At 43.4% G+C, this 21,587-nt stretch carries 20 protein-coding genes; 10 read left to right on the top strand and 10 right to left on the bottom strand.

Features of this window, described 5'->3' with window-relative positions; all coding sequences use genetic code 11:
• Positions 1-38: 38 nt before the first annotated feature.
• On the bottom strand, positions 39-380 hold the full coding sequence (locus tag AAFN85_RS19525) for a hypothetical protein (RefSeq protein WP_347529286.1): 342 nt from the start codon (positions 378-380) through the stop codon (positions 39-41).
• A gap of 320 nt (positions 381-700) precedes the next feature.
• Here AAFN85_RS19525 and AAFN85_RS19520 point away from each other — a divergent pair, with 320 nt between their 5' ends.
• From AAFN85_RS19520 to AAFN85_RS19510, 3 genes are all read left to right on the top strand, one after another.
• Positions 701-868: a hypothetical protein gene (locus AAFN85_RS19520; protein ID WP_347529285.1), complete on the top strand. Its 168-nt coding sequence runs from the start codon at positions 701-703 to the stop codon at positions 866-868.
• Positions 865-2,625, top strand: coding sequence for a glycoside hydrolase family 9 protein (locus AAFN85_RS19515; protein WP_347529284.1), 1,761 nt, complete (start codon positions 865-867; stop codon positions 2,623-2,625). The genes AAFN85_RS19520 and AAFN85_RS19515 overlap by 4 nt, the downstream gene beginning before the upstream one ends.
• 96 nt (positions 2,626-2,721) lie before the next feature.
• On the top strand, positions 2,722-3,507 hold the full coding sequence (locus tag AAFN85_RS19510) for an alpha/beta hydrolase (RefSeq protein WP_347529283.1): 786 nt from the start codon (positions 2,722-2,724) through the stop codon (positions 3,505-3,507).
• Positions 3,508-3,584: 77 nt separating this feature from the next.
• Here AAFN85_RS19510 and AAFN85_RS19505 read toward each other — a convergent pair whose 3' ends face one another.
• The 3 genes from AAFN85_RS19505 to AAFN85_RS19495 form a co-directional block, all read right to left on the bottom strand.
• Positions 3,585-4,622: an LLM class flavin-dependent oxidoreductase gene (locus tag AAFN85_RS19505; RefSeq protein ID WP_347529282.1), complete on the bottom strand. Its 1,038-nt coding sequence runs from the start codon at positions 4,620-4,622 to the stop codon at positions 3,585-3,587.
• A gap of 2 nt (positions 4,623-4,624) precedes the next feature.
• The gene (locus tag AAFN85_RS19500) at positions 4,625-6,952 is read right to left on the bottom strand and encodes a family 20 glycosylhydrolase (protein WP_347529281.1); all 2,328 of its coding nucleotides are present in this window, start codon (positions 6,950-6,952) and stop codon (positions 4,625-4,627) included.
• A gap of 326 nt (positions 6,953-7,278) precedes the next feature.
• A complete protein-coding gene (locus AAFN85_RS19495; RefSeq protein ID WP_347529280.1) occupies positions 7,279-9,189 on the bottom strand; it encodes an AAA domain-containing protein in 1,911 nt (636 codons plus the stop codon).
• Between the two features lie 94 nt (positions 9,190-9,283).
• Between AAFN85_RS19495 and AAFN85_RS19490 the strand changes: the two genes are divergently transcribed.
• Positions 9,284-9,835 (top strand): DUF4142 domain-containing protein, encoded by a 552-nt coding sequence (locus tag AAFN85_RS19490; RefSeq protein ID WP_347529279.1) that lies wholly within the window; start codon positions 9,284-9,286, stop codon positions 9,833-9,835.
• Here AAFN85_RS19490 and AAFN85_RS19485 read toward each other — a convergent pair.
• Together AAFN85_RS19485 and AAFN85_RS19480 are read right to left on the bottom strand one after the other, a co-directional pair.
• Entirely contained in the window at positions 9,827-11,029 is a 1,203-nt protein-coding gene (locus AAFN85_RS19485; RefSeq protein WP_347529278.1) for a DUF763 domain-containing protein, read from the bottom strand. The two genes, AAFN85_RS19490 and AAFN85_RS19485, sit on opposite strands and share 9 nt — an antisense overlap.
• A gap of 113 nt (positions 11,030-11,142) precedes the next feature.
• The gene (locus tag AAFN85_RS19480; protein ID WP_347529277.1) at positions 11,143-13,053 is read right to left on the bottom strand and encodes a long-chain fatty acid--CoA ligase; all 1,911 of its coding nucleotides are present in this window, start codon (positions 13,051-13,053) and stop codon (positions 11,143-11,145) included.
• Between the two features lie 468 nt (positions 13,054-13,521).
• On the opposite strand from AAFN85_RS19480, the gene AAFN85_RS19475 reads away from it, so the two are divergent.
• Positions 13,522-14,346, top strand: coding sequence for a nuclear transport factor 2 family protein (locus AAFN85_RS19475; protein ID WP_347529276.1), 825 nt, complete (start codon positions 13,522-13,524; stop codon positions 14,344-14,346).
• A 130-nt stretch (positions 14,347-14,476) separates the two neighbouring features.
• Here the strand turns inward: AAFN85_RS19475 and AAFN85_RS19470 are convergent, their stop codons facing one another.
• The 3 genes from AAFN85_RS19470 to AAFN85_RS19460 all read right to left on the bottom strand — a co-directional run bounded on the left by AAFN85_RS19470 (position 14,477) and on the right by AAFN85_RS19460 (position 16,716).
• On the bottom strand, positions 14,477-14,803 hold the full coding sequence (locus AAFN85_RS19470; protein WP_330859803.1) for an iron-sulfur cluster assembly accessory protein: 327 nt from the start codon (positions 14,801-14,803) through the stop codon (positions 14,477-14,479).
• 175 nt (positions 14,804-14,978) lie between these two features.
• Positions 14,979-15,392 (bottom strand): Fe-S cluster assembly scaffold IscU, encoded by a 414-nt coding sequence (gene iscU, locus AAFN85_RS19465; RefSeq protein WP_119409683.1) that lies wholly within the window; start codon positions 15,390-15,392, stop codon positions 14,979-14,981.
• 112 nt (positions 15,393-15,504) lie between these two features.
• The gene (locus tag AAFN85_RS19460; RefSeq protein WP_347529275.1) at positions 15,505-16,716 is read right to left on the bottom strand and encodes an IscS subfamily cysteine desulfurase; all 1,212 of its coding nucleotides are present in this window, start codon (positions 16,714-16,716) and stop codon (positions 15,505-15,507) included.
• Positions 16,717-16,825: 109 nt separating this feature from the next.
• Between AAFN85_RS19460 and mce the strand changes: the two genes are divergently transcribed.
• Positions 16,826-17,224 carry a methylmalonyl-CoA epimerase gene (gene mce / locus AAFN85_RS19455; protein ID WP_347529274.1) on the top strand — a complete coding sequence of 133 codons (399 nt, stop codon included), beginning with the start codon at positions 16,826-16,828 and terminating at the stop codon, positions 17,222-17,224.
• A gap of 12 nt (positions 17,225-17,236) precedes the next feature.
• Here mce and AAFN85_RS19450 read toward each other — a convergent pair whose 3' ends face one another.
• Positions 17,237-18,352, bottom strand: coding sequence for an NHL repeat-containing protein (locus AAFN85_RS19450; RefSeq protein WP_347529273.1), 1,116 nt, complete (start codon positions 18,350-18,352; stop codon positions 17,237-17,239).
• Positions 18,353-18,596: 244 nt separating this feature from the next.
• Between AAFN85_RS19450 and AAFN85_RS19445 the strand changes: the two genes are divergently transcribed.
• The 4 genes from AAFN85_RS19445 (at position 18,597) to AAFN85_RS19430 (ending at position 21,575) form a co-directional block, all read left to right on the top strand.
• Positions 18,597-18,845 (top strand): type B 50S ribosomal protein L31, encoded by a 249-nt coding sequence (locus tag AAFN85_RS19445; RefSeq protein WP_294795251.1) that lies wholly within the window; start codon positions 18,597-18,599, stop codon positions 18,843-18,845.
• A gap of 65 nt (positions 18,846-18,910) precedes the next feature.
• The gene (locus AAFN85_RS19440; protein ID WP_347529272.1) at positions 18,911-20,101 is read left to right on the top strand and encodes a putative sugar nucleotidyl transferase; all 1,191 of its coding nucleotides are present in this window, start codon (positions 18,911-18,913) and stop codon (positions 20,099-20,101) included.
• Between the two features lie 114 nt (positions 20,102-20,215).
• Entirely contained in the window at positions 20,216-20,980 is a 765-nt protein-coding gene (gene tpiA / locus AAFN85_RS19435) for a triose-phosphate isomerase (RefSeq protein WP_347529271.1), read from the top strand.
• Between the two features lie 121 nt (positions 20,981-21,101).
• Positions 21,102-21,575 carry a hypothetical protein gene (locus tag AAFN85_RS19430; RefSeq protein WP_347529270.1) on the top strand — a complete coding sequence of 158 codons (474 nt, stop codon included), beginning with the start codon at positions 21,102-21,104 and terminating at the stop codon, positions 21,573-21,575.
• Positions 21,576-21,587 lie beyond the last annotated feature (12 nt).

The following is a 21,587-nucleotide window of genomic DNA, read 5'->3' as shown; positions in this document are numbered from 1 at the left end:
AACGATTATTCCCTTTCAAAAATGAGTTGTACCGGTGCTTATCTGTACGTAGACAAGTGCGTGGTTTTAATGGCGAGGATGAATGATTTGCCCACGCTTATTTTTACGTTTTTATCTTTAAATAGCCCCCTGATCACCTCATCGGCTTTTAACAATTCGTACAGATCGCGCGCAACGGCCGATGTGCTGATCTTGTTGGTTACCTTACCATCTTCGATATTAATATTAAACATGTAACCGGATTTCCCTTTGTCGCCGGCCGATTCAAAATCGGTAATGTTTAATTTAAACTGTTGATCTTCTGTAAGGCTCCTTTTAATGTGCAGGCGGATAACCGGCATATACTTTTGCCAGGTGGCTAAATAACTTCTTTCGTCCATAATGTTTTGTAAAAGCAAAGGCCCTTGTAGTGTTTCATACAAGGGCCTTTAGGTTATTAAGTTCAGGAGGATATGAATCTCCTTAAATGTTTTGATTGTGATTTATGAAGATAAGCCGGGGGCTGATTTTCATGAGTTTCAAAGTTACTTAAATAAAACGGGTAAAATACCGAAGTAGTATCAGTTTGTTTTACGATCTGATCTATAACTGCCGCTCAATAACTGTCGCGGGTTTAGCGCAGCGTAACCCGTGGTGTAAAACAGTTTGGGTCTCTGACCCAAGTGAGATTTAAGACGAACTTAAGTTATAAACTTAAGTGATGGCCAACCACAGGTTACGCTGCACTAAACCTGCGGCAGATGAGGTAAACAGTGCCGTTTGTAGTGGTAAATTAGTGGCAGAGTTTCACCATGCCAACAACGTAAGGCTAATAAATGCTGTAAATTGCGCCCATCCGGTATTGCCATTTAAACCCGCATTTACATGAACCTGTTAACACGCCAAATTATCCTTTCAATTTTTTTTACCCTGTTTTGCTACCTGTGCAAAGCCGATCCTGTTTTTTACATGAACCAAGTGGCTTATGATGCCCGCGGAGCCAAAACCATAGTGGTACGAAACGACGGTAAATTTGAACAAGGCACAACTTTCCAATTACAAAACGCGACAGGTAAAGCGGTTTTTACAGGAAAGTTAAGCGCCGTATTACATGTGGAAGAATGGGCGAAAGGAGCCAGTTTTTACCAAGCCGATTTTTCAAATTTCAAAACAGACGGTAAATACCGTATAGCGATTGGCAAAGCGCTTTCCGATTGGTTCGAGATCAAGGAGAATGCCCTTGCCGTTACCACTATCCCATCGGTATTAAGCTATTATAACAGGCAGCGGGCCAACACTCCAACCGAATGGAAGTCCGATTCGGCAGTGCAGCTTTACGGGAGCGATAAGAAGGTTGACTTACGTGGAGGCTGGTGTGACGCTTCAGGAGATGTAAGTAAGTATTTTTCGCACTTAGCTTATGCCAATTTTATGTCGCCGCAACAGATCCCGTTGGTTACCTGGTCTATGATCAATACCGTGCAAACTGCGCCGGGATTATTGAATAAGTTGAAGGTTTATGATGGCATGGTGAATGAAGCCTTTTGGGGAGCCGATTACATGATGCGGGCATTATCTAAAGACGATTATTTCTACATGATCGTATTCAGCTATTTTAATAAAGATCCTAAAGCTCGTCGGGTGGTAGGATTGAAGGCTAACAGCGTTACCACGGATGAATACCAAGCCGCCTTTCGCGAAGGCGGAGGTATGGCGATAGCATCATTGGCGAGGGTCTCACAACTAAAAAAAGATGGCGATTTTAAATCGGCCGAATATCTTGCTGCCGCTAAACGGGCCTTTGCTCATCTATTAGTAAACAACACAAAATACGATGACGATGGCAAAGAAAATATTATCGACGACTACTGCGCCCTTATGGCAGCCACCGAATTATGGATAGCAACAGATAGTACCTTTTACCGCGATCAAGCTCGCAAGCGTGCGCAGAATCTTACAAAAAGAATGAGCCCTGCCGGTTATTTTATTGCCGATGATGGCGACAGGCCTTTCTGGCATGCATCAGATGCGGGAATGCCAATAGTAGCCTTATCCCGTTATTTGGATAAAGAAAAAGACAGCAACGAAAGAGCTGCCGCGCTATCAACCATAAAAAAAGCTTTAGATTACAATTTGAAAGTAACCTCCAATGTAGATAATCCTTTCGGTTATGCCCGTCAATCGTTCAAATTTAAAAGTGCCGTAAAAGATGGCTTCTTTATCCCTCACGAAAACGAGACCGGTTGGTGGTGGCAGGGGGAGAATGCCCGCCTTGGCTCATTAGCTACAGCTGCATTAGTGGGCGGAAGATTAGTTTATCCTGAAAAAGGCGGTTGGGGCGTTAAAAAGGAACTGGCCGAATACGCATCGCACCAAATAGCCTGGATCTTGGGTTGTAACCCCTACCAAATGTGCTTTATGTACCAATATGGTAAAAACAATGTGCCTTACATGAGTTCGAATTTTGGCCATGGATCCGGCAAAGGTGGTATCTCCAACGGTATCACCGGAAAAAAAGAAAACGCGGATGGTAGCGGTATCGACTTTAAAATGAAGGATGACGGCAACGAGTGGCGCTGGACGGAGCAATGGTTACCACATGCTGCCTGGTATCTGCAAGCTGTTACAGCGATGGCTCAGCAATAATTACTGGCATTTTTTATACCTCAAATTGTCGTAATTGCCACCCGGAGCCTTATCTTCATACAACTAAGTTTGTAATGAAATAAAAACCTATGGATTATGACATTAACCAATAATGCCGGAAACTACGCCGTTGTTAACGGCCTGAAAATGTATTACGAAGTTCATGGCGAGGGCTTTCCGTTGGTACTCATCCACGGAGGCGGTTCGGACATCTATGTTACTTTTGGCCGGGTTCTGCACTTGTTTGCGCAAAAACACCAGGTTATAGCGGTAGATCTTCAAGCCCATGGCCGCACGCCGGACAGGGGAGTGCCTACTTCTTTTGAGCAAGATGCCGATGACGTCGCGGCTCTATTGAAAAGTCTTGATATTAAACAGGCTGATATTTTAGGTTTTAGTAATGGCGGTAACACCGCCATGCAGGTAGCCATCAGGCATCCGCAATTGGTTCACAAAATTGTGATCGCCTCGTCGTTTTATAAGCGCTCGGGTTTTTTTCCCGGCTTCTGGGATTTTATGCGGAATGGTGGCTTTGATACTATGCCACAGTTTTTAAAGGACGCTTATCTTGCTATAAATAATGATCAGGAAGCTTTAGAAACTATGCATAACCGTGATCGTGACCGGATGTTGATTTTCGAGGATTGGGAGGACGATGCCATTCGTTCTATTACCATGCCGGCCTTGGTGATAGCCGGAGATAAGGATGTAATAGTACCTGAGCATTCGCTTGAGTTATACCGCATGTTGCCTAATGCGCAGCTTTGTATATTGCCTGCGGGGCATGGTGATTATATTGGCGATATAGATGAGGTTGCGGACGAGAAGGAGTATCCGGCGGTAGCTATTATTGAAGAGTTTCTAACAGGCGGTAAAGCGTAAAACAAAACGATATGATTTCAAGTGTGACTTACGAAGTTTTTAAAACTTCGTAAGTCTGGCTATGCAACGATGCGAACTTAGGCCTTACTGCCCGTTTCCCTCCGCACAACCGGAGCCACTTTAGTTCCATAAATTTCGATAGCCTTTAAAATATTCTTATGTGGCGTAAACCCAGTAACCAGCTGCGCTACAAAACGGGTGTTGCCAAAAAGCTCATACTGTGCCATGATCTTATCGATAGCCTTTTGCGTATCACCAACTACCAGCGGACCAAAATCGCGTAAATACTCAAACTGTTCCCTCGTCATAGGCGACCAGCCCCTGTCGCGGCCAACACGGGTCATCAAGGCTTCATAACTTGGGTAAAATTCATCGGCTGCTTGATGGGAGTTTTCAGCTACATAAAATTGTGAACTGATGCCCAACTGAAGCTTACTCACATCGTGCCCGGCCTTGGCTGCGGATTCGCGGTAAAGCTCAACAAAGGTTACAAAGTGTTTCGGCGCGCTCCCTAAAATAGCAATGATCATGGGCAAGCCTAAAGCACCAGCACGTTTAGCCGAAGCCGGGGTACCACCAACGCCTATCCATACTGGTATTTCCTGCTGCAACGGCCTTGGATATACGCCTTGGTTACGTATAGGTGCCCTAAAGTTACCCTTCCACGATACAATTTCCTGTTTGTTGATTTGCAAAAACATTTCAAGCTTTTCGGTAAACAGCGCGTCGTAATCATTCAGATCAAATCCGAACAATGGGAACGATTCAATAAATGAACCACGACCGGCAATCATCTCCACTCGGCCACCCGAAACCAGGTCGGCAGTGGCAAAGTTTTGAAAAGTGCGCACCGGATCGGCTGAGCTCAATACGGTTACTGAACTCGACAGCCGGATATTTTTGGTGATAGCCGCCGCGGCCGAGATCAATATCTCTGGTGCTGAGATCACAAAATCGGGCCGGTGATGTTCGCCGAAAGCATAAACGTCCAGGCCAACTTCGTCGGCCAGTTTTACTTCTTCCAATAATTCCTGTACCCGTTTGTGGGCGTTAACGGCTTTGCCGCTTGTTCCGTCGGGGTGTACCTCACCAAAGGTGCTTATTCCTAATTCCATTTTTAATTATAAAGATCGGCCGCGTTCAGCTCTTTCTTTTCAAAAGTTCCGGGAGCGGTAACATATACTTTAAGCGGTGCTACGCGAGGCCTGTACCTGCCGGTTGCCGGTGGCGGAGCATTGTATATGTATTTGATCCTGATCTGATGAAAACCTTTTGCCAGTGGCAACGCGTATTCTGATTCGGTTAACTGCACACCATCAATAAACAACTGACTGGCGGCATAACTTGCTAAGGTAAAGTTATAAGTACCGTCGGCCAAAATATTCAAATAACCGTCATAAACCACGCCGAAGTTAGGATTGTCTTTTTTCAAGGGTTCTGCATCAATTTTTGCCACGGTAGCTGAATCTGTGAAGGCAACGTAACTCAATTGATCAGGTGAAGTAAACGTATTTTTAGCCAATTTATATTTAATCCCTTGTTTGTTGGCGGTGTAACTTCCAGCAGGTAACGGCGCTTTGTTATACATCAAAGTGCGTGTAGCAATACTCCGGCGACCGGAGGGTGTGATAACCCGGGTACGCAGTTCGCGTTTTTCATTTTGGGGGATAGCAAAGGTGAGGGGGCTATCATATTGCAGATCGGTATCCAGCGGGTCGCGGCCATTTAATGTATAATAGATCTTAGCGCCTGGTACTACCGATGTTAATGTATAAACAAAATGAGGACCTACAACCATAGTATCAATGGTAGTTAAAGCTGTTGGCACCCGATAGTTGTAATTCATGGCATCCAGCTTTGCAAAGTGTTTGGCCAGTCTCACTTCCGAAAAATTGGTGTAATCCTTATTCTTCGGCTGGCTCCAGGCTACTTCAGACAAGGCGAAAACTCTTGGAAAGATCTGGTACTGCAGTTTGGCTACGGTTGGTACATACTCCGTCCATAGGTTACCTTGCGTACCTATTACATATTTTTGCTCGTCGGGAGTCAATTGTTTTGAAACGGGATCATAATTGTAAGTTTCCTGCAAGGTGGCATACCTGCCAAATGATACCGGCTCCTGCGGCGAACCACTTTGGTAATGATCGAAGTAATTGCCGGTGGTTTGTGGGGTCATGATTACGTTATGATGTTGGCGGGCCGCGTTAATGCCACCTTCTTCACCCTGCCAGCTCATCACTGTGGCGTTAGGGGCAAGGCCGCCCTCCAATATCTCATCCCAGCCAATAATGCTGCGACCTTTCGAGTTAATGAATTTTTCTATCCTTTGGATAAAATAGCTTTGCAGTTCTTTTTCATCTTTCAGGCCTTTTTCTTTCATCAAGGCCTGGCAAAACGCCGATTGCTTCCATGGTTCTTTACCCGCTTCATCGCCGCCGATATGAATATATTTACTTGGGAATAGAGCCATCACTTCCGTTAGTACATCCTCCAAAAAAGTGAAAGTTTGCTCGGTAGGGCAGTACAGGTTGTTGATATCGCGGGGGGGGGGCTGGCCAGCTACGGTATCGCATTTCAATTCTGGATAGGCGCGAAGGGCAGCTTCAGAATGGGCCGGCATTTCAATTTCGGGAATTACATTGATATATCTATCGGCCGCGAATTTTACAACTTCTTTAATCTGGTCCTGGGTATAAAAGCCTCCATAGCTTAATGAATCTGGCCAGTCGCGGTTGCTGCCAAACATGGTTTGCTGGCGGAATGCGCCCACTTGGGTTAGTTTAGGATATTTTTTGATCTCGATGCGCCAGCCCTGGCCATCAACCAGATGCCAATGGAAAGTATTCAATTTGTACGAGGCGATGAGTTCAATAACCTTTTTAACCTCAGCTATGCTGAAAAAATGGCGTGATACATCCAACATCATCCCCCTATAACCAAACCTCGGCGAATCTTCAATAACGGCGCAAGGCAATTTATACGAGCCCGAAGTTTCAACCGGGAAAAGCTGTAGCAGGGTTTGGATGCCATAAAACAATCCGGCATCTTTACCTACAATAGTGATGTTATGGTTGGTGATGGTTAGTTTATAGCCTTCTTTAGGGAGTTTATCCGCGCCTTTGGCGGTTAGGATTAGCCCCGCGCTTTTTGCCGGTTTTAGTTTTGAATTGAATTTGCTGATCTTGTTATTGAGGTGCCGGTTACTTTGCAGGTAATCCTTTAACCATAAAACAGCTTTATCTTTTGGGTTATCAGCTTTGATCAGCGTTAGTTGGCTAAAAGTGTAGCTGCCGGTATTTTTAGTTACGGATGCAGGAGCCGGGATGATACCCATGTGTGGGTTATCGGTTGTTGTTTGAGCCGATGCTTTTCCAGTTTGAAAAGCGGCGAACAACAAGGCCGCGATAGCAAGGCATTTAGGTAAGGTTAATGTTTTTAAGTTCATAAGAGCATTAATAATAATGAGAGGTGAAAGGATAAATTTAATTATTATCCTTTTGCATCTATATATTAAAGCTTATGTAACAAAGGTTTGACAGGTTGTTTTTACAGTTGGATTTTTAACCGTTATCCCCTGATTTTGTTATTCCCAATTATCCTCACGGTTGTTGTGCCCCTCTGGAGCAAACGGTTAGATGGAATTGAATGCTACAAAGCTTGATTCCCTCTGGGGATTTTTAAGGTTCATGAATCCCCAGAGGGAATCAAGCTTTGTAGAAAATGTCCAGACTAAGTAGCGAACCCCAGAGGGGTTCAACTTACCAGCGTAAGTTATTCATCCCCCGCATAATCCCAAACGCTTTGGTACCCATTTAACTTTTCGGCATAAGCTATCATATCAGCATAGAAAGATGAATAACCCAGCGTTGAACTATCACCAATAACCACCAGCTTTTTACGTGCGCGGGTCATGGCTACGTTCATCCTGCGGATATCGCTCAAAAATCCAATCTCGCCATCGGCATTGCTTCGGGTAAGGCTGATATAAACTATATCGCGTTCCTGACCCTGGAAGCTGTCTATTGTATTAACAGAAATTTTTGCTACATAAGGCTGTAGCTCCGGCGAATCCACCAGCAATTGGTTCATGATCCTGATCTGTTCTTTGTAAGGGGAGATCACAGCAATGGTTGGGAAATCCTGCTCATTATAATGGGCTTTCAGATCACTGGTTAGCTTACGCAGATGTTTGAATAAAAATGCAGCTTCTTCGGGATTGGCAGTGCTTGTTCCCTCTTGTTTTTCGTCAAATCCACTTCCGGCGGTATCAATAAAACTAACGGGAACATCAGCCGGAAATAATAATCTGATTGCTACAGACGCATGGGCTTTCAATCTACTTTCGTAAAACTCTTTTGAGGAAAAGCCCATGATGGCTTCATTCATACGGTATTGTTCTTCCAGTAGTACTATCGCTTCAGGATGTAAAGCCGCGCATTTCTCAAGTAAGGTAGTGCTCAATCCTTCTTTTGCCGCCTGTTGCGATTTTATAGTTGGCGGAAGTTGCAGATGATCGCCGGCGAGGATAAGTTTTTCAGCCTTCAATATCGGGATCCAGCAAGCTGGTTCGAGCGATTGACCGGCTTCATCGATGATAGCTGTATGAAATTTCCTGTCGCGAATAGTATAGTGGTTTGCACCTACTAATGTGGCGGTTACTACCTGCGCTTTATTTAAGAGATCGTCGGTAATGAATTGTTCTGTTTTATCAACCTCTTTTATCAATTGATGTGCGGCATCGAACAGAGCTTTACGCTGATCTCGCTCAGCTTTGCCGAAGTTGCGCTTGTATTTGTGCGCCATGTTTTTGTATTCGGAGGCCTGCTTTTTTAGCTTTTTGATCTCCTTCATATCGGCATGAGTGCTTATCTTGCTATCTAAAGTTAAAGACATCAGCCTTTCCGATACCCTTGCCGGATTGCCTATCCGTAGCACATTTAAGCCCTCGGCGCTTAGTTTTTCGCTTAGCAGATCTACCGCGGTATTGCTTGGGGCGGTTACAAGGATTTGCCTGCCATTTTGTTTAATGAGCGCTTTAATGGCCTGCACCAATGTGGTGGTTTTCCCCGTTCCCGGCGGGCCGTGTACTATAGCAAGCTCCTGCGCGTCGATGATCTTGTTAACGGCTTCCTGTTGCGACGCATTAAGGTTATTTATGGAGTAGTGTTTTACTTCGGATGTAAATATCGGAGCTTGTTTGCCCGTGAGCACTCGTGCTAAATTTCCTTGTTTTTGATCGTCGATGAGTTTTGTAGCAGCTTTGAGGGCTTTGCGCATTTCGTCGTAGCTGTTATCATCAAACAACAGGTCGATGCCTAATTTACCGTGGCGGGTCCAGTCGGGGAGTTCATCGGTGTTTAGGGTGAGTTTTAGTCGGTCGCCGCCCTGGTAGGCTACAGTGCCGTTGATGCGGTCGGTTTTTGGATCGTGATTTGAAAATAATGCTACCGAAGCCCCAAACCTGAATTGGTGGGCTACGTCCTGGTGCGATGGGCGTTCAACCTCTATAGTTAAATAATCGCCCCTTCCTATCTCTGTGCCCCTTATGGCTATAGGGTACCAGGTTAACCCGGCTGTGCGGCGTTCGGCGCTTGATGATGTTTCAGTTTGTTTGAGGTAGGCTTGCCTGTCTTCGTCCTGTTCGGTTTGCAATAGGGCGAGCAGCTTTTCAAAATAATCCATCCTGCAAAGATAACATTGCCAGGCGGCTTAGCGTAAAAGATGGTGATATAGGGCAAACGAAACTACAACTACGTTTTTTTGTTTAACTTGTATAATGCTAAATCAAACTACCATGAGCCGTTCAACCTATCTGTTTATTTGCCTGGCCCTTTTGGGCATGTTGCAAGCTTGCCAAAGCAATCGCAAGGCGGCCAATTATAACGATAAACAGGCCGACGATAACTCGGTAAACTTTATTAAAAACGGCGAAGAATCAAGCATTGCGTCGGTAAAAGCTTCCGGATTGGCCATCGCTAATTCTAAAAATCAAAAGGTGATCCAGTTTGCCAAACTCATGATAGATGATCACACCATGCTGGCCGACGATTTTAGAAAGCTAAGGAGTGATAATTCCATAACCGACTCCATTGCAATAACGCCAATACATGAGCAGCAGATCAAAGATCTGGATTTAAAAAAAGCGGGTACTTTTGATAAAGCCTATATTCAGATTGTTATTGAAGACCACACCGACCAGATAGCACTGTACAAAACTGTTATTGAGGATAAGAAAAATGTTGAAGTAGCCGATTTTGCTAAAAAGATGCTACCCAGCTTACAGGCGCATCTGGATACAGCTAAGCTGATCAATACAACTTTAAAATAATTTCAGTTGCGGTTCAACCGGAGGTTTGGCTTTACCGAACACCGTACGCCCGCCATATTTCCACGAATCATTGCGTTCCTGTTCAACCACTTTATCAAAATTAGCATTGGGCGTAAAATCCTTTTCGGCGTTCTCAGCTATTTTTGAAAGACGCTTTATAGCTTCGTTTTTATCGCTGTTGCCCAGTTTGGCCTTCTGAATAGCGTTTTGCAAAACGCCCAATGTTTCATCATAAACTTTGGTTGGCACCGGGAAAGGCGCACCATCCTTACCGCCATGCGCAAATGAAAACCTCGCCGGATCTTTAAACCGTGATGGCGTACCATGAATTACCTCGCTCACCAATGCCAGCGATTGCAAAGTACGTGGCCCCAAACCCTGCAACAACAACAGATCTTCAAAATCTTTAGGTTGTTTTTCATGGGCCAGCCAAAGCACAGCGCCAAGCCGTTTCAAATCAACATCTTTAGCATGTACCTGGTGGTGAGACGGCATTATCAGTTTATTGATCTCATTGATCATCGTACCCGGATTTTCGGCTGCTATTTGCATTACGCCAGCACGTGAAATATCTGCCTGCTTATCCGTCATGTTAAGGATGTAACCGCCATTTTTTCCATAAATAAATGTATGCGGATCATCTACAAAAGATTTTAATTGTTCCGAATGCCAGTGGTATCGGCGGGCGGTGCCGCTTGCATCGCTCATGCCTTGTTGTACTACGGCCCATTTGCCGGTATCGCTTAAAATAAAATTGTGGGTATAAAGCTGGAAGCCGTCTTGAATAGCGGTATTATCAACCTTGGCGCTTAGCTTGCTGCATTTCACCAGGTAATCGGCATCAAGCCCGGTAGTTTCGCCAACTTTAAGCAGCTCGGCAGGTGTTTGGGTAGAGTGCTTGCCCTTGCCGCCGCAAATGTAAATACCCAACTCTTTACTATGCGGGTTGATAGATTTTTTCAAAGCGCCCATCACCGAAGTAGTAATACCCGAAGAATGCCAATCCATGCCCATAACTGCTCCGAGACTTTGAAACCAAAACGGATCGCCAAGTCGGGTCAATACCTCCTCCTTACCATAATCCATAACAATGGTTTCAACCACAGCAAGACCAAGCTTTGCCATACGCTCGGCAAGCCATTGCGGTACATAGCCATAATGTAAAGGTAAGTCAGCAGAGCCGGATCGCTTCATACTAACAAATTTAGCAAAAAATAACAAAACCTTGATGCGCTTGATTAGAGGATTTCTTGATAATTAAATCCTATCTATCAAGAAATCCTTTAATCCTAAAAATCATGGTTCTGTTAATCTTCCTCCGCTTCTCCAGCATACATCTCATCGATATTCGTGGCGAATTTCTTCTCTATAACTTTGCGTTTTGCTTTCATTGTAGGGGTAAGCTCGCCCTCTTCAATACTGAACAGGTTACGTTTTACTTTGAACGATTTGATGCGCTCAAATTTGGCCAGTTCGTTGCTGTATTTGCGAATGTCGGCACCTATCCAGTCTACAATTTCTTTTTCGGTGATGAAGAGTTCCGGCTTTTCGAAGAATTCATTTTTTAGGTTGAATGCTTCCTGCAGGGTTTCTTTGGCAGGGACTACAATGGCGGCGATATATTCGCGTTTATCACCCACTAAAAATATCTGTTCAATTTTAGGGCTTTTGAGGTAGGTGTTTTCAACCGGGGTTGGGTAAATGTTTTTACCGTAGGCATTTACCAGCATATTTTTAAGCCTGTCGGTAATTTGGAGGTTTCCACGGAAGAAACGGCCGATATCGCCTGTATGGAACCAGCCGTCGCTGTCAATAACGTTGGCGGTTTCTTCGGGCTTGTTCCAGTAGCCTTTCATTACACAGTGTCCGCGTACAATGATCTCGCCTTCCTCGGTAAGGGTATCTTCTTTAAAATTATCGTGTGTTTGGATGCTGTAGATCTGTTTGGTATCGACATTCTGGATAGCCACCTCAATGCCCGGAATAATGCGGCCTACTGTGCCGTAAATTACCCTGTGGCGTTCGGTAACAGCCATCACCGGTGAAGTTTCGGTTAAGCCAAAACCTTCTAATATCACAATACCCAGATCTCCAAAAAACTCGCCGATATTTTTAGGTAAGGCACCACCGCCCGATACCATGAATTTTAACCGTCCGCCGGTTTTTTCTTTGATCTTACTGAATACTAACTTCTCGGCAATGCCATGTTTAGCCTTCAGGATAGCACCCGGAGTTTTGCCTGCTTCCTGCGCGTGGCGAACTTTTTTGCCAACCTCAAATGCCCAAAGGAAAATTTTGGTTTTGATGCCGCCAGCAGATGTGCCGGTTTTTATAGCGCGGTCATGAATGCGCTCCAGTAGTCGCGGTACACAGCAAAGAATGGTAGGTTTAACTTCGGCCATGTTTTTCGCTAACAACTCTAAGCTTTGCGCGAAGGCAATTTGCGATCCCTGGTAAATGGCTATATGGTAAATGGTACGCTCAAATACATGTGATAGTGGCAGGAAAGATAAAAATCTGTCTGTTTTCTCCACGTAAGGGATTTGGATGAGGCTATTGATGGCGTTTTGTGTAAGGTTATGGTGCGTTAATACCACGCCCTTAGGTACTCCTGTAGTACCCGATGTATAGATAAGACATGAGGTATCTGTTGTTAAAATGGCCTCACGTGCCGCGTTAATGGCATGGCGGTATTGTTCAACCAGTTTGCGGCCTTCTTCAATTACTTCGTCAAAGCCAATTACGCCGGCGTTCAGGTTTACCTTATCGCTAAATTTTTCATAGTCATCAAAGGCCGGGATCAGGCGGATCAGTTCGGGGCAGTTATTGGCTACCTTCAGCACTTTGCGGAACAGAAAGGGGTTGCCGCAAATAATGGTTCGCGCGCCTGAATCGTTCAGAATATACTCTATTTCGTTTTCGGTAAGGGTAGGGTATATCGATGTGTTTACCGCACCTATCTGTTGCAGGGCCTGGTCGTAATAAACATAATTCGGACCGTTTTCGATGATGAGCGAAAGCCTGTCGCCTTTTTTGATGCCGATATGCAGAAACCAGGCCGAAATAGCATCAACCTTTTCTAAAACCTCGCCATAGCTTATCTCCACCCACTCGTCTTTAACTTTGTGTAACAGGAAGGTATGATCTAAAGGATGGATATTGGCAACGGTATTACGAATAAAACTCGGAACGGTTGAAAGTTCGGGATTGTTGGTCATTGATGATAATTGGATATTGTAAGCAAATCTAATCCTATTTTTTATAAATAAAACATTGACACAGGTATTTGACAAACGCAAAGTTTTGGGCTAAGCTGCTAAGTATTGTTTTTGCAGAGTTTAATAGTTTGGGCACGCAGAGACGCTAAGGCGCTAAGTCTTTTTGTTTATGGATTAAGAGTTTTTAAGTGCGAAAGGAGGCTAAGACGCAAAATGTTTCTGTACAGAGCTCGATAGTTTAGAAGATGCAGGGCTGATAAACAAAAAGCTTTATGGCTTTGCGGCTTTGCGTGAAATATCTTTTAGATATCCCAAACTTTCCATATCTTCACTACATAATTACTATCTCTCCATATCAAACAAGGGTCGTTTAAGGCCCGGCCTGCGGTGCAGGTTCGGTAACACGCTGCAAATAGCGGTGGTGTTTTGTATTATCTAAAAAGTTCTAATCAACTTATTTAAACGGTAATGAAAATTACTCAAATACTGGCATGGACTTTTGGCTGCATATTGGCATGCATTAGCCCATCCGCAAAAGCAAATATTTATATGGATACCATCAGCAATAAACAAAAGGTATTATCATTTTATAAACAGATAGTAGGGCAACGTAAAACAGAGTTGATCCCGGAGTTTATAGTAGAAGATTATAAACAACATAACCCTATTGTTAAGCAGGGGAGAGCTGGCATAACCGAAATGATCAATTATCTGAAAACTTTACCTCCGCCACCCGAAAATGCTAAATCGCCAATTGTAAGGGCAATACAAGAGGGTGACTTTGTTGTAACCCACCTGGATATCCAGTTCATGGGGAAACGGATGGCGGTTATTGATCTTTTTAAATTAAAAGATGGAATGCTTACCGAGCATTGGGATGCTATACAAGCTTTACCAGATGAAAGCGGCAAAGAAATAACTGCTACCAATGGCACCGCAAAGATTGACGAAGTGGCTTTATCTGAACATAGCAAGCAAGTTGTTATGAATTTTTATGATGCGATAATTGAGAAGAGCGGAGCCGCGAATTTTATAGCATCAGATTATGTTGAACATAATTCAGAAATACTTGCTTCAGGCTTGGCTTCCTTTTTATCTACGCCCGATAGAAATATAAAGCTGCACAGGTTTGTGGCCGAAAGCGATTTTGTGATGGTACAATCGCAATTTAATCGTTTAGGGATAGTGTTTTTGTTTTATGAGATCTATCGGATAGCTAACAATCAAATTGCCGAGCATTGGAGTGTGGAGCAGATTGTTCCGGATGGTGTGAAAGCTGAGGATATGTTTTAGGAGTTTCAGTCAGAGACTGAAACGATGATTCACCACGGGTTACGCTACGCTAAACCCGCGGCAGCTATTTTTTGTAAACAAAAAGAGGCGCTCATCGCGCCTCTTTTTATATATTTTCTGGTTAAATAAATTATACCGAAAAACTTTCGCCGCAACCGCAGGTACGGCTGGCGTTAGGGTTATGGAAATTGAAGCCTTTGCCGTTCAAGCCATCAGAGAAATCAAGTTCAGTACCGGCAAGGTACAGGAACGATTTCATATCTAATGCCATACGAACGCCCTGGTCTTCAAAAAACTGGTCGCCTTTTTTCTCTTCGTTATCAAAATCCAGATTGTATGATAAACCCGAGCAGCCACCACCCTGAACAGATACACGCAGAAAATACGAGGCATCAAGCCCTGCATCCTGCATCAGGTTATCTATTTTGCTTTTTGCTTTATCAGTTACAGTTACCATTTTTTTAGATTTGAGATATGAGATTTGAGATGTGAGATGTGAGACAAAGCCCAATTTCAAAACATCAAATCAATAAATTAGATATGAGATGTGAGACGTTAGATATGAGAGATCAAAAACCTTTTTAAGAGCCAAACAAGATCTCAAATCTCACATCTAATATCTCAAATCTTTCTTAATGATGTACTTTTTCGCTTTCAATTGGCTCTAAGCCATTTTTAACGCGATAATCGTTGATCGCTGCTTTGATAGCATCTTCTGCCAATACCGAGCAGTGAATTTTTACCGGTGGAAGGGCAAGCTCTTCAACGATATCCATGTTGTCGATTTTCATCGCGTCGTCGATACTTTTACCTTTAAGCCACTCGGTAGCTAAAGATGAAGAAGCTATTGCCGAACCGCAACCAAAAGTTTTAAATTTCGCGTCGGTGATAACGTTGTTATCATCAACCTGAATTTGCAGGCGCATAACGTCGCCGCACTCTGGTGCACCAACTAAGCCGGTACCTACTTTGTGGCTGCTTTTATCCAAAGTGCCCACATTGCGGGGGTTAGTGTAGTGATCAATTACTTTATCTGAATATGCCATTTTCTTAATTATTGAATTAATGAGTTATTGAATTAGTGATTTAATTCTACTCGTATATCTTTTTATATTAGAAGCATCTGCACATTTAAAATCTGCACATCTGCATATTTATTTAGTGTTCTGCCCACTCAATCGAGTTAAGGTCGATACCTTCTTTAAACATTTCCCAAAGTGGTGAAAGGTCGCGCAGGTGGGTAACCGCTTTTTTAGTTACTTCAACAGCGTAATCAACTTCCTCTTCGGTAGTGAAGCGGCCTAAACCAAAACGGATTGAAGAGTGTGCCAAATCATCAGACAGACCTAAGCTTTTCAATACATAAGATGGTTCTAAAGAAGCCGAAGTACAAGCCGAACCTGATGATACAGCCAGATCCTTCATAGCCATCATCAAACCTTCGCCTTCAACATATTTAAATGAAATGTTGGCTACGTGTGGTAAGCGGTGTTCAACGTTACCGTTTACGTAGCTTTCCTCCAATACGGTTAATGCTGCCTGTAATTTATCGCGTAAAGCTGAAAGGCGTTTTGCTTCGCTTTCCATTTCTGCAATGCAAAGTTCGCAGGCTTTACCTAAACCAACAATGCCTGGTACGTTAAGGGTACCTGAACGCATGCCGCGTTCGTGGCCGCCACCATCCATCTGGGCGGTAACTTTAACCCTTGGTCCTTTACGGCGAACGTATAACGCGCCAACACCTTTAGGGCCATACATTTTATGTGCTGATAATGCTAACAGGTCGATACCATCGGCGTTAACATCAACAGGGATTTTACCAACTGCCTGTGTAGCATCAGTCATGAATAAAGCGCCATGTTTGTGAGCGATAGCAGCGATTTCCTTAACCGGTTGAATAACACCGATCTCGTTGTTACCATACATGATAGATACCAGGATAGTTTCAGGGGTCATAGCTGCTTCAAGCTCGGCAAGGTCAACTAAACCATCTTCTTTAACAGCAAGGTAAGTTACCTTACCGCCCATTTTTTCAACGTGTTTGCAGGCATCAAGCACAGCTTTATGCTCGGTAACTGCAGTTATGATGTGGTTACCTTTGTCTTTATACATTTCAAATACCCCTTTAATAGCAAGGTTATCTGATTCTGTAGCACCAGAGGTAAAGATGATCTCTTTTTCAGATGCGCCAATAAGTTTGGCTACCTGTTCGCGTGCGTAATCAACTGCCTCCTCTGCAACCCAGCCAAAAGCGTGGTTACGGCTTGCCGCGTTACCAAATTTTTGAGTAAAATATGGTATCATGGCCTCCAAAACCCTTGGGTCCATTGGGGTGGTTGCATTGTTATCTAAATAAATTGGGATATTCATAGTTCCTTCTGAAATATTAACAGAACAAAGATAAGCAAGTTTTTATTGAAATTCAGCTAAAATACTTCGCAAACAATCAAAGCTGACCAATAATTTACAATATTTGGACATGAACAAAGTTGAGCACATAGGCATAGCGGTTAACAGTGTTAAACAAGCAGGCGAGATCTACTCAAAACTGCTCAATACACCGGTATATAAAACCGAAACCGTTGAGAGTGAACATGTGCTCACCGCTTTTCTGCAAAATGGCCCCAACAAAATAGAATTGCTGGAGCCACTGAACGAGGATAGTGCTATAGCTAAGTTTATAGCGAAAAAGGGGGAGGGGCTGCATCATATAGCTTTTGATGTTGATGACATTGAAGCTGAAATGCAACGCCTTAAAGCCGAGGGTTTTGTGTTACTTAATGATAAGCCAAAACAAGGAGCTGATAATAAGCTGGTTTGTTTTGTACACCCCAAAAGCACCAACGGTGTACTTATAGAACTGTGCCAGGAAATATAACCTGCATTGATATTATTTTGCAGGTGGAATAATTTTCCTGATCCTGGCGTTTTGCTCATCGCCAACATATACGTTGCCGCTGCCATCTACTGCTATACCATGCAGGTCGTTAAATTTGGCTTGCAGGTTTAGACCATCATAAAAGGCCCTTTCTTTTGTGCCTGCTAATGTGGTTACATCGCCATTGGCGGCTATTTTTCTCACCAGGCTGTTTTGAGTGTCGGTTACATAAATATTTCCGCTTTTATCTACAGCTACTCCCAGCGGCCCGTTAAAGGTTGCATCTGCTGAGGTGCCATTGTCAGATCCGGGTGCAAGTTTCCCTGCTACTGTTGTAACTACCGCAGCAGGGGTTATCTTCCTGATCATATTATTGCTGGCGTCGGCTACATAAATATTATCGGCGGCATCAATAGCTAAACCCTCCGGTAGTCGGAAATTAGCTTCAGGTCCGGTTCCGTCGGCAAAGCCGGGACCCGAATGTACATTGCCTGCAAATGTTGTTACATCCTGTGCCGGGGTAATTTTTCTGATAATGTTATGATTATCGGCTATGTATAAGTTATCGGCATGATCAATTGTTATACCTGTCGGGCCGTTAAAGGTTGCCGTTGTGCCTTTTCCATCGGCAAAGCCAATAGCTCCCGAGCCTGCAAAAGTGGTTACATTGCCGTTTGTGGCTATTTTTCTGATCACGTTGTTGCCAAAGTCGGTTATAAAAACATTGCCCTTCGAGTCGAGCGCTATGCCTATTGGATTGTTGAATTTTGCCAATAATTTAGAAGGACCATCAACCCATCCAGATCCTGTACCTCCGGCAAAAGTAGTTACCGCGCCTTCGGGTGTAATTTTACGGATAGCATTATTACCCTGGTCGGTAACATAAATATTCCCTGCTGCATCAACAGCTACGCCATTCGGATTATTAAAGGCTGCATTTCCCCGTAAGCCATCAACAAAAGCATAATTGCTATTACCGGCCAATGTGTACGTGTTTCCCGGCAGGTTTTCTAATTTTGGGCTATCATCCGCATGCGTGTCTGCTTTATCTTTGCTACAGCTAAATAGTGTTACAGAGGCTGAAATGCTAATGATTAATAAAAAGGGGATGGTTCTTTTTGAATTCATATTAACGGTATGGTTTAAGTTTTAATGTAAAACAGCAAACAGCCGGTTTTATTATAGATATGGTTAAAAAAAGCTATTAAAATAATGCAGGAGGCCGTTTTTACAAATATAGATTTAAAGGAATGAGCCGGGGGGATATCGGGTTTATTTTTATTTTAAATTTGGTTTTATTTTTCCTGAAAAATATATCTATATTTGCACCTCTTTTAAATAGAAGTAAAGAAGGTAAGTTTATATATAGATAATGAAAAAAGATCTGCACCCATCAAATTACAGATTAGTTGTATTTAAAGATATGTCTAACGACTACTCTTTTATCACTAAATCTTGCATCGATACCCGCGAAACCGTTAAATGGGAAGATGGTAACGAATATCCACTGGTTAAATTAGAGATTTCACACACTTCGCACCCTTTCTACACCGGTAAAATGAAGCTGGTTGATACTGCAGGTCGTATCGATAAATTCCGCACACGTTACGCTAAAAAGTAATTTTTGTGTGATTAAATATTTACAAGTCCCGGCTTTGCAGTCGGGACTTTTTTTATTTTTGCGCCATGGCAATTATCCTTTTCGACGATAACGCTCACCATTCACTGCTGCCTTTAACATATACCCGGCCGGTTGCCGATCTGCGGATAGGCATCATGACCATTGCCGAAAAATGGGCTAAATATTTAAACAGCGAATACTCTTTTCATACGCTTGACTATTTGCAGGCTAAATTCCCTGTGAAAATCGAAGCCGATAATATTTTTATTAACGGCTCTGTTTGCCCGGATGAAGGCTTGCTTGAAGCCATTGATAAGCTACAGGTAGGGCAGGCGTTAAAATATAATGAGTTGCTCATAGCCGTTAGGCTTAACGAAACCGATGCAAAGGCATTTAATTACCAGGCTGAATTTGGCGATCTTGTAGCTTATACCAACCTGTTTGTAGCTTTAAAATACCCAGAGGATATTTTCAGGAAAAACGACATCGAACTCCGTAAGGATTTTAAACTGCTAACAAACGGCCGTGCCAGTGCTGCTGTCAGTACTACCAATACCATAATCGGTAATGATTTTTTTGCGGAGGAAGGTGCTGTAGCCGAGTGTTCAACCTTTAATACCACCAACGGCCCAATTTATCTTTCGGCCAATACCGAAGTTTGGGAAGGTACCCATATCCGTGGCCCATTTGCCATCTGCGAGCACTCGCAGGTAAAAATGGGGACTAAAATTTATGGTGCTACCACCGTAGGACCATACTCCAGAGTTGGCGGCGAGATCAATAACGCCGTGATCTGGGGATATTCGTCGAAGGGGCACGAGGGTTATTTAGGTAACTCGGTAATGGGCGAGTGGTGCAACATAGGTGCCGACTCGAACAATTCGAACCTGAAAAATAACTACGCCGAAGTAAAGCTTTGGGATTATACCACAACCCGTTTCCGAAAAACAGGTTTGCAGTTTTGCGGCTTGATCATGGCCGATCATGCCAAATGCGGCATCAACACCATGTTTAATACCGGTACGGTAGTAGGGGTGAGTGCCAATGTTTTTGGCGCGGGCTTCCCTAATAATTTTGTGCCCGATTTTTCGTGGGGAGGCGCACAGGGTTTTGAGGTTTACGCCTTTAATAAAATGTTGGAAACAACGCAACGGGTTTTTGACCGCCGCGAGCACCGTGCTTTTAATGAGGTAGAGCAAAACCTATTGAAAGCGGTATTTGAACAAACAGAAGAATACAGACAAATTTTTATGTAAAGGTGAGTGGTTGATTGGGTTGATCAGGTGAGTAGTTATCATCTGTTTACCAAGCTAATCCAACCACTCACTCAATCAACATAATCAACCATTCACTAAACAACATAAAACAACATGAGAAAGAAAATTGTTGCCGGAAACTGGAAAATGAACCTTGACTACAACGAAGGTTTAGCTTTGTTTTCAGAGATCATCAATATGGTAAATGATGAAATTACCGGTACACAGCAAGCTGTAATTTGCAGTCCGTTTATTCACATCCATAGCCTTGTACAATTGGCTAAAGGTTACAATAAAGTAGCGGTTGGCGCGCAAAACGCTCACCAGGCCGAAAGTGGTGCTTACACCGGCGAGATCTCTGCAAAAATGATCAAATCAACAGGTGCAGCTTATGTGATCCTTGGTCACTCGGAGCGTCGTCAGTATTTTGGCGAAACCAATGCTTTGCTTGCTCAAAAAACTGATGCTGTTTTGAAGCATGATTTAACTCCTATCTTCTGCATTGGTGAAACCCTGCAAGAGCGTGAAGCTGATACTCACTTTGATGTGATCAAAACTCAATTAGCTGAAGGTGTATTTCATTTAAGCGCTGAAGATTTTGGTAAACTGGTTATCGCTTACGAACCTGTTTGGGCTATCGGTACCGGTGTTACTGCAACATCAGCACAAGCTCAAGAGATCCACGAGTTTATCCGTAAGGAAATTGCCGCTAAATACAACCAGGAAGTTGCTGATGCAACCACTATCCTTTACGGTGGTAGCTGCAACCCTAAAAATGCTGCTGAGTTATTTGCCCAGGGAGATATCGATGGCGGATTAATAGGCGGCGCATCTTTAAAATCCCGCGATTTCTTAGACATCGTGAAAACTTTCAATTAGTAGTTAGATAGGAGACGTGAGATATGAGGTTTGAGACATGCTCAAACAGAAATAGGGCATGAGTGTTTATCGTAAATGAATTCTCATATCTCAAATCTCACGTCTCAAATCTAAAAAAGCAATGAAGCTTTTAAAAGTTCTTTTACCTGTTTTGGTAGACTTTGGCATTTTCGGATTGGTGGTATATTACAATATGCCAGACCATCCTATGCGCATTGGCGAAATAGGTAACGGTAACTTATACAGCCTTATGGCTTACTTTCACTTGTTTTGGGGATTGCTGCTTGCCGATGGTATCCTTACCCAATATCTGATCATTACCCCGCTGTGGAACAAGGCCCGACAAAAAGGTCCGATGTTCCGTTTTGTTGTAGGCGTTTGCATTGCCCTGGTTTGCGTATCGTTTGCGGGCGCTTTGAGTTACATTATCTGGCTTCCTGAAGAAGGTTATGATCCCTTACTAAGTTTTTGGTGGTACATGACCGAGATACAAGCTATTTATTGGTTAATTAACTTTGCAGTATTGTATCTGATTGATAGAAAGAAAACAACCGAAACTCCTGAAACAGATGAGGTAGAGATCGCTGTTAGTTAAGCTTTTTTGAAC

The sequence above is a fragment of the Mucilaginibacter sp. CAU 1740 genome (assembly GCF_039839285.1).
GTDB lineage: Bacteria > Bacteroidota > Bacteroidia > Sphingobacteriales > Sphingobacteriaceae > Mucilaginibacter.
Note: the sequence above shows the minus strand (reverse complement) of the source record. Positions and strands in the feature narration are given on the sequence as shown.

What these genes read in the sequence shown, in the direction of transcription:
- AAFN85_RS19525 (WP_347529286.1), bottom strand. Translation starts at nt 380, where the DNA reads ATGGACGAAAGAAGTTATTTAGCCACCTGGCAAAAGTATATGCCGGTT.
- AAFN85_RS19520 (WP_347529285.1), top strand. Translation starts at nt 701, where the DNA reads ATGGCCAACCACAGGTTACGCTGCACTAAACCTGCGGCAGATGAGGTA.
- AAFN85_RS19515 (WP_347529284.1), top strand. Translation starts at nt 865, where the DNA reads ATGAACCTGTTAACACGCCAAATTATCCTTTCAATTTTTTTTACCCTG.
- AAFN85_RS19510 (WP_347529283.1), top strand. Translation starts at nt 2,722, where the DNA reads ATGACATTAACCAATAATGCCGGAAACTACGCCGTTGTTAACGGCCTG.
- AAFN85_RS19505 (WP_347529282.1), bottom strand. Translation starts at nt 4,622, where the DNA reads ATGGAATTAGGAATAAGCACCTTTGGTGAGGTACACCCCGACGGAACA.
- AAFN85_RS19500 (WP_347529281.1), bottom strand. Translation starts at nt 6,952, where the DNA reads ATGAACTTAAAAACATTAACCTTACCTAAATGCCTTGCTATCGCGGCC.
- AAFN85_RS19495 (WP_347529280.1), bottom strand. Translation starts at nt 9,189, where the DNA reads ATGGATTATTTTGAAAAGCTGCTCGCCCTATTGCAAACCGAACAGGAC.
- AAFN85_RS19490 (WP_347529279.1), top strand. Translation starts at nt 9,284, where the DNA reads ATGCTAAATCAAACTACCATGAGCCGTTCAACCTATCTGTTTATTTGC.
- AAFN85_RS19485 (WP_347529278.1), bottom strand. Translation starts at nt 11,029, where the DNA reads ATGAAGCGATCCGGCTCTGCTGACTTACCTTTACATTATGGCTATGTA.
- AAFN85_RS19480 (WP_347529277.1), bottom strand. Translation starts at nt 13,053, where the DNA reads ATGACCAACAATCCCGAACTTTCAACCGTTCCGAGTTTTATTCGTAAT.
- AAFN85_RS19475 (WP_347529276.1), top strand. Translation starts at nt 13,522, where the DNA reads ATGAAAATTACTCAAATACTGGCATGGACTTTTGGCTGCATATTGGCA.
- AAFN85_RS19470 (WP_330859803.1), bottom strand. Translation starts at nt 14,803, where the DNA reads ATGGTAACTGTAACTGATAAAGCAAAAAGCAAAATAGATAACCTGATG.
- iscU (WP_119409683.1), bottom strand. Translation starts at nt 15,392, where the DNA reads ATGGCATATTCAGATAAAGTAATTGATCACTACACTAACCCCCGCAAT.
- AAFN85_RS19460 (WP_347529275.1), bottom strand. Translation starts at nt 16,716, where the DNA reads ATGAATATCCCAATTTATTTAGATAACAATGCAACCACCCCAATGGAC.
- mce (WP_347529274.1), top strand. Translation starts at nt 16,826, where the DNA reads ATGAACAAAGTTGAGCACATAGGCATAGCGGTTAACAGTGTTAAACAA.
- AAFN85_RS19450 (WP_347529273.1), bottom strand. Translation starts at nt 18,352, where the DNA reads ATGAATTCAAAAAGAACCATCCCCTTTTTATTAATCATTAGCATTTCA.
- AAFN85_RS19445 (WP_294795251.1), top strand. Translation starts at nt 18,597, where the DNA reads ATGAAAAAAGATCTGCACCCATCAAATTACAGATTAGTTGTATTTAAA.
- AAFN85_RS19440 (WP_347529272.1), top strand. Translation starts at nt 18,911, where the DNA reads ATGGCAATTATCCTTTTCGACGATAACGCTCACCATTCACTGCTGCCT.
- tpiA (WP_347529271.1), top strand. Translation starts at nt 20,216, where the DNA reads ATGAGAAAGAAAATTGTTGCCGGAAACTGGAAAATGAACCTTGACTAC.
- AAFN85_RS19430 (WP_347529270.1), top strand. Translation starts at nt 21,102, where the DNA reads ATGAAGCTTTTAAAAGTTCTTTTACCTGTTTTGGTAGACTTTGGCATT.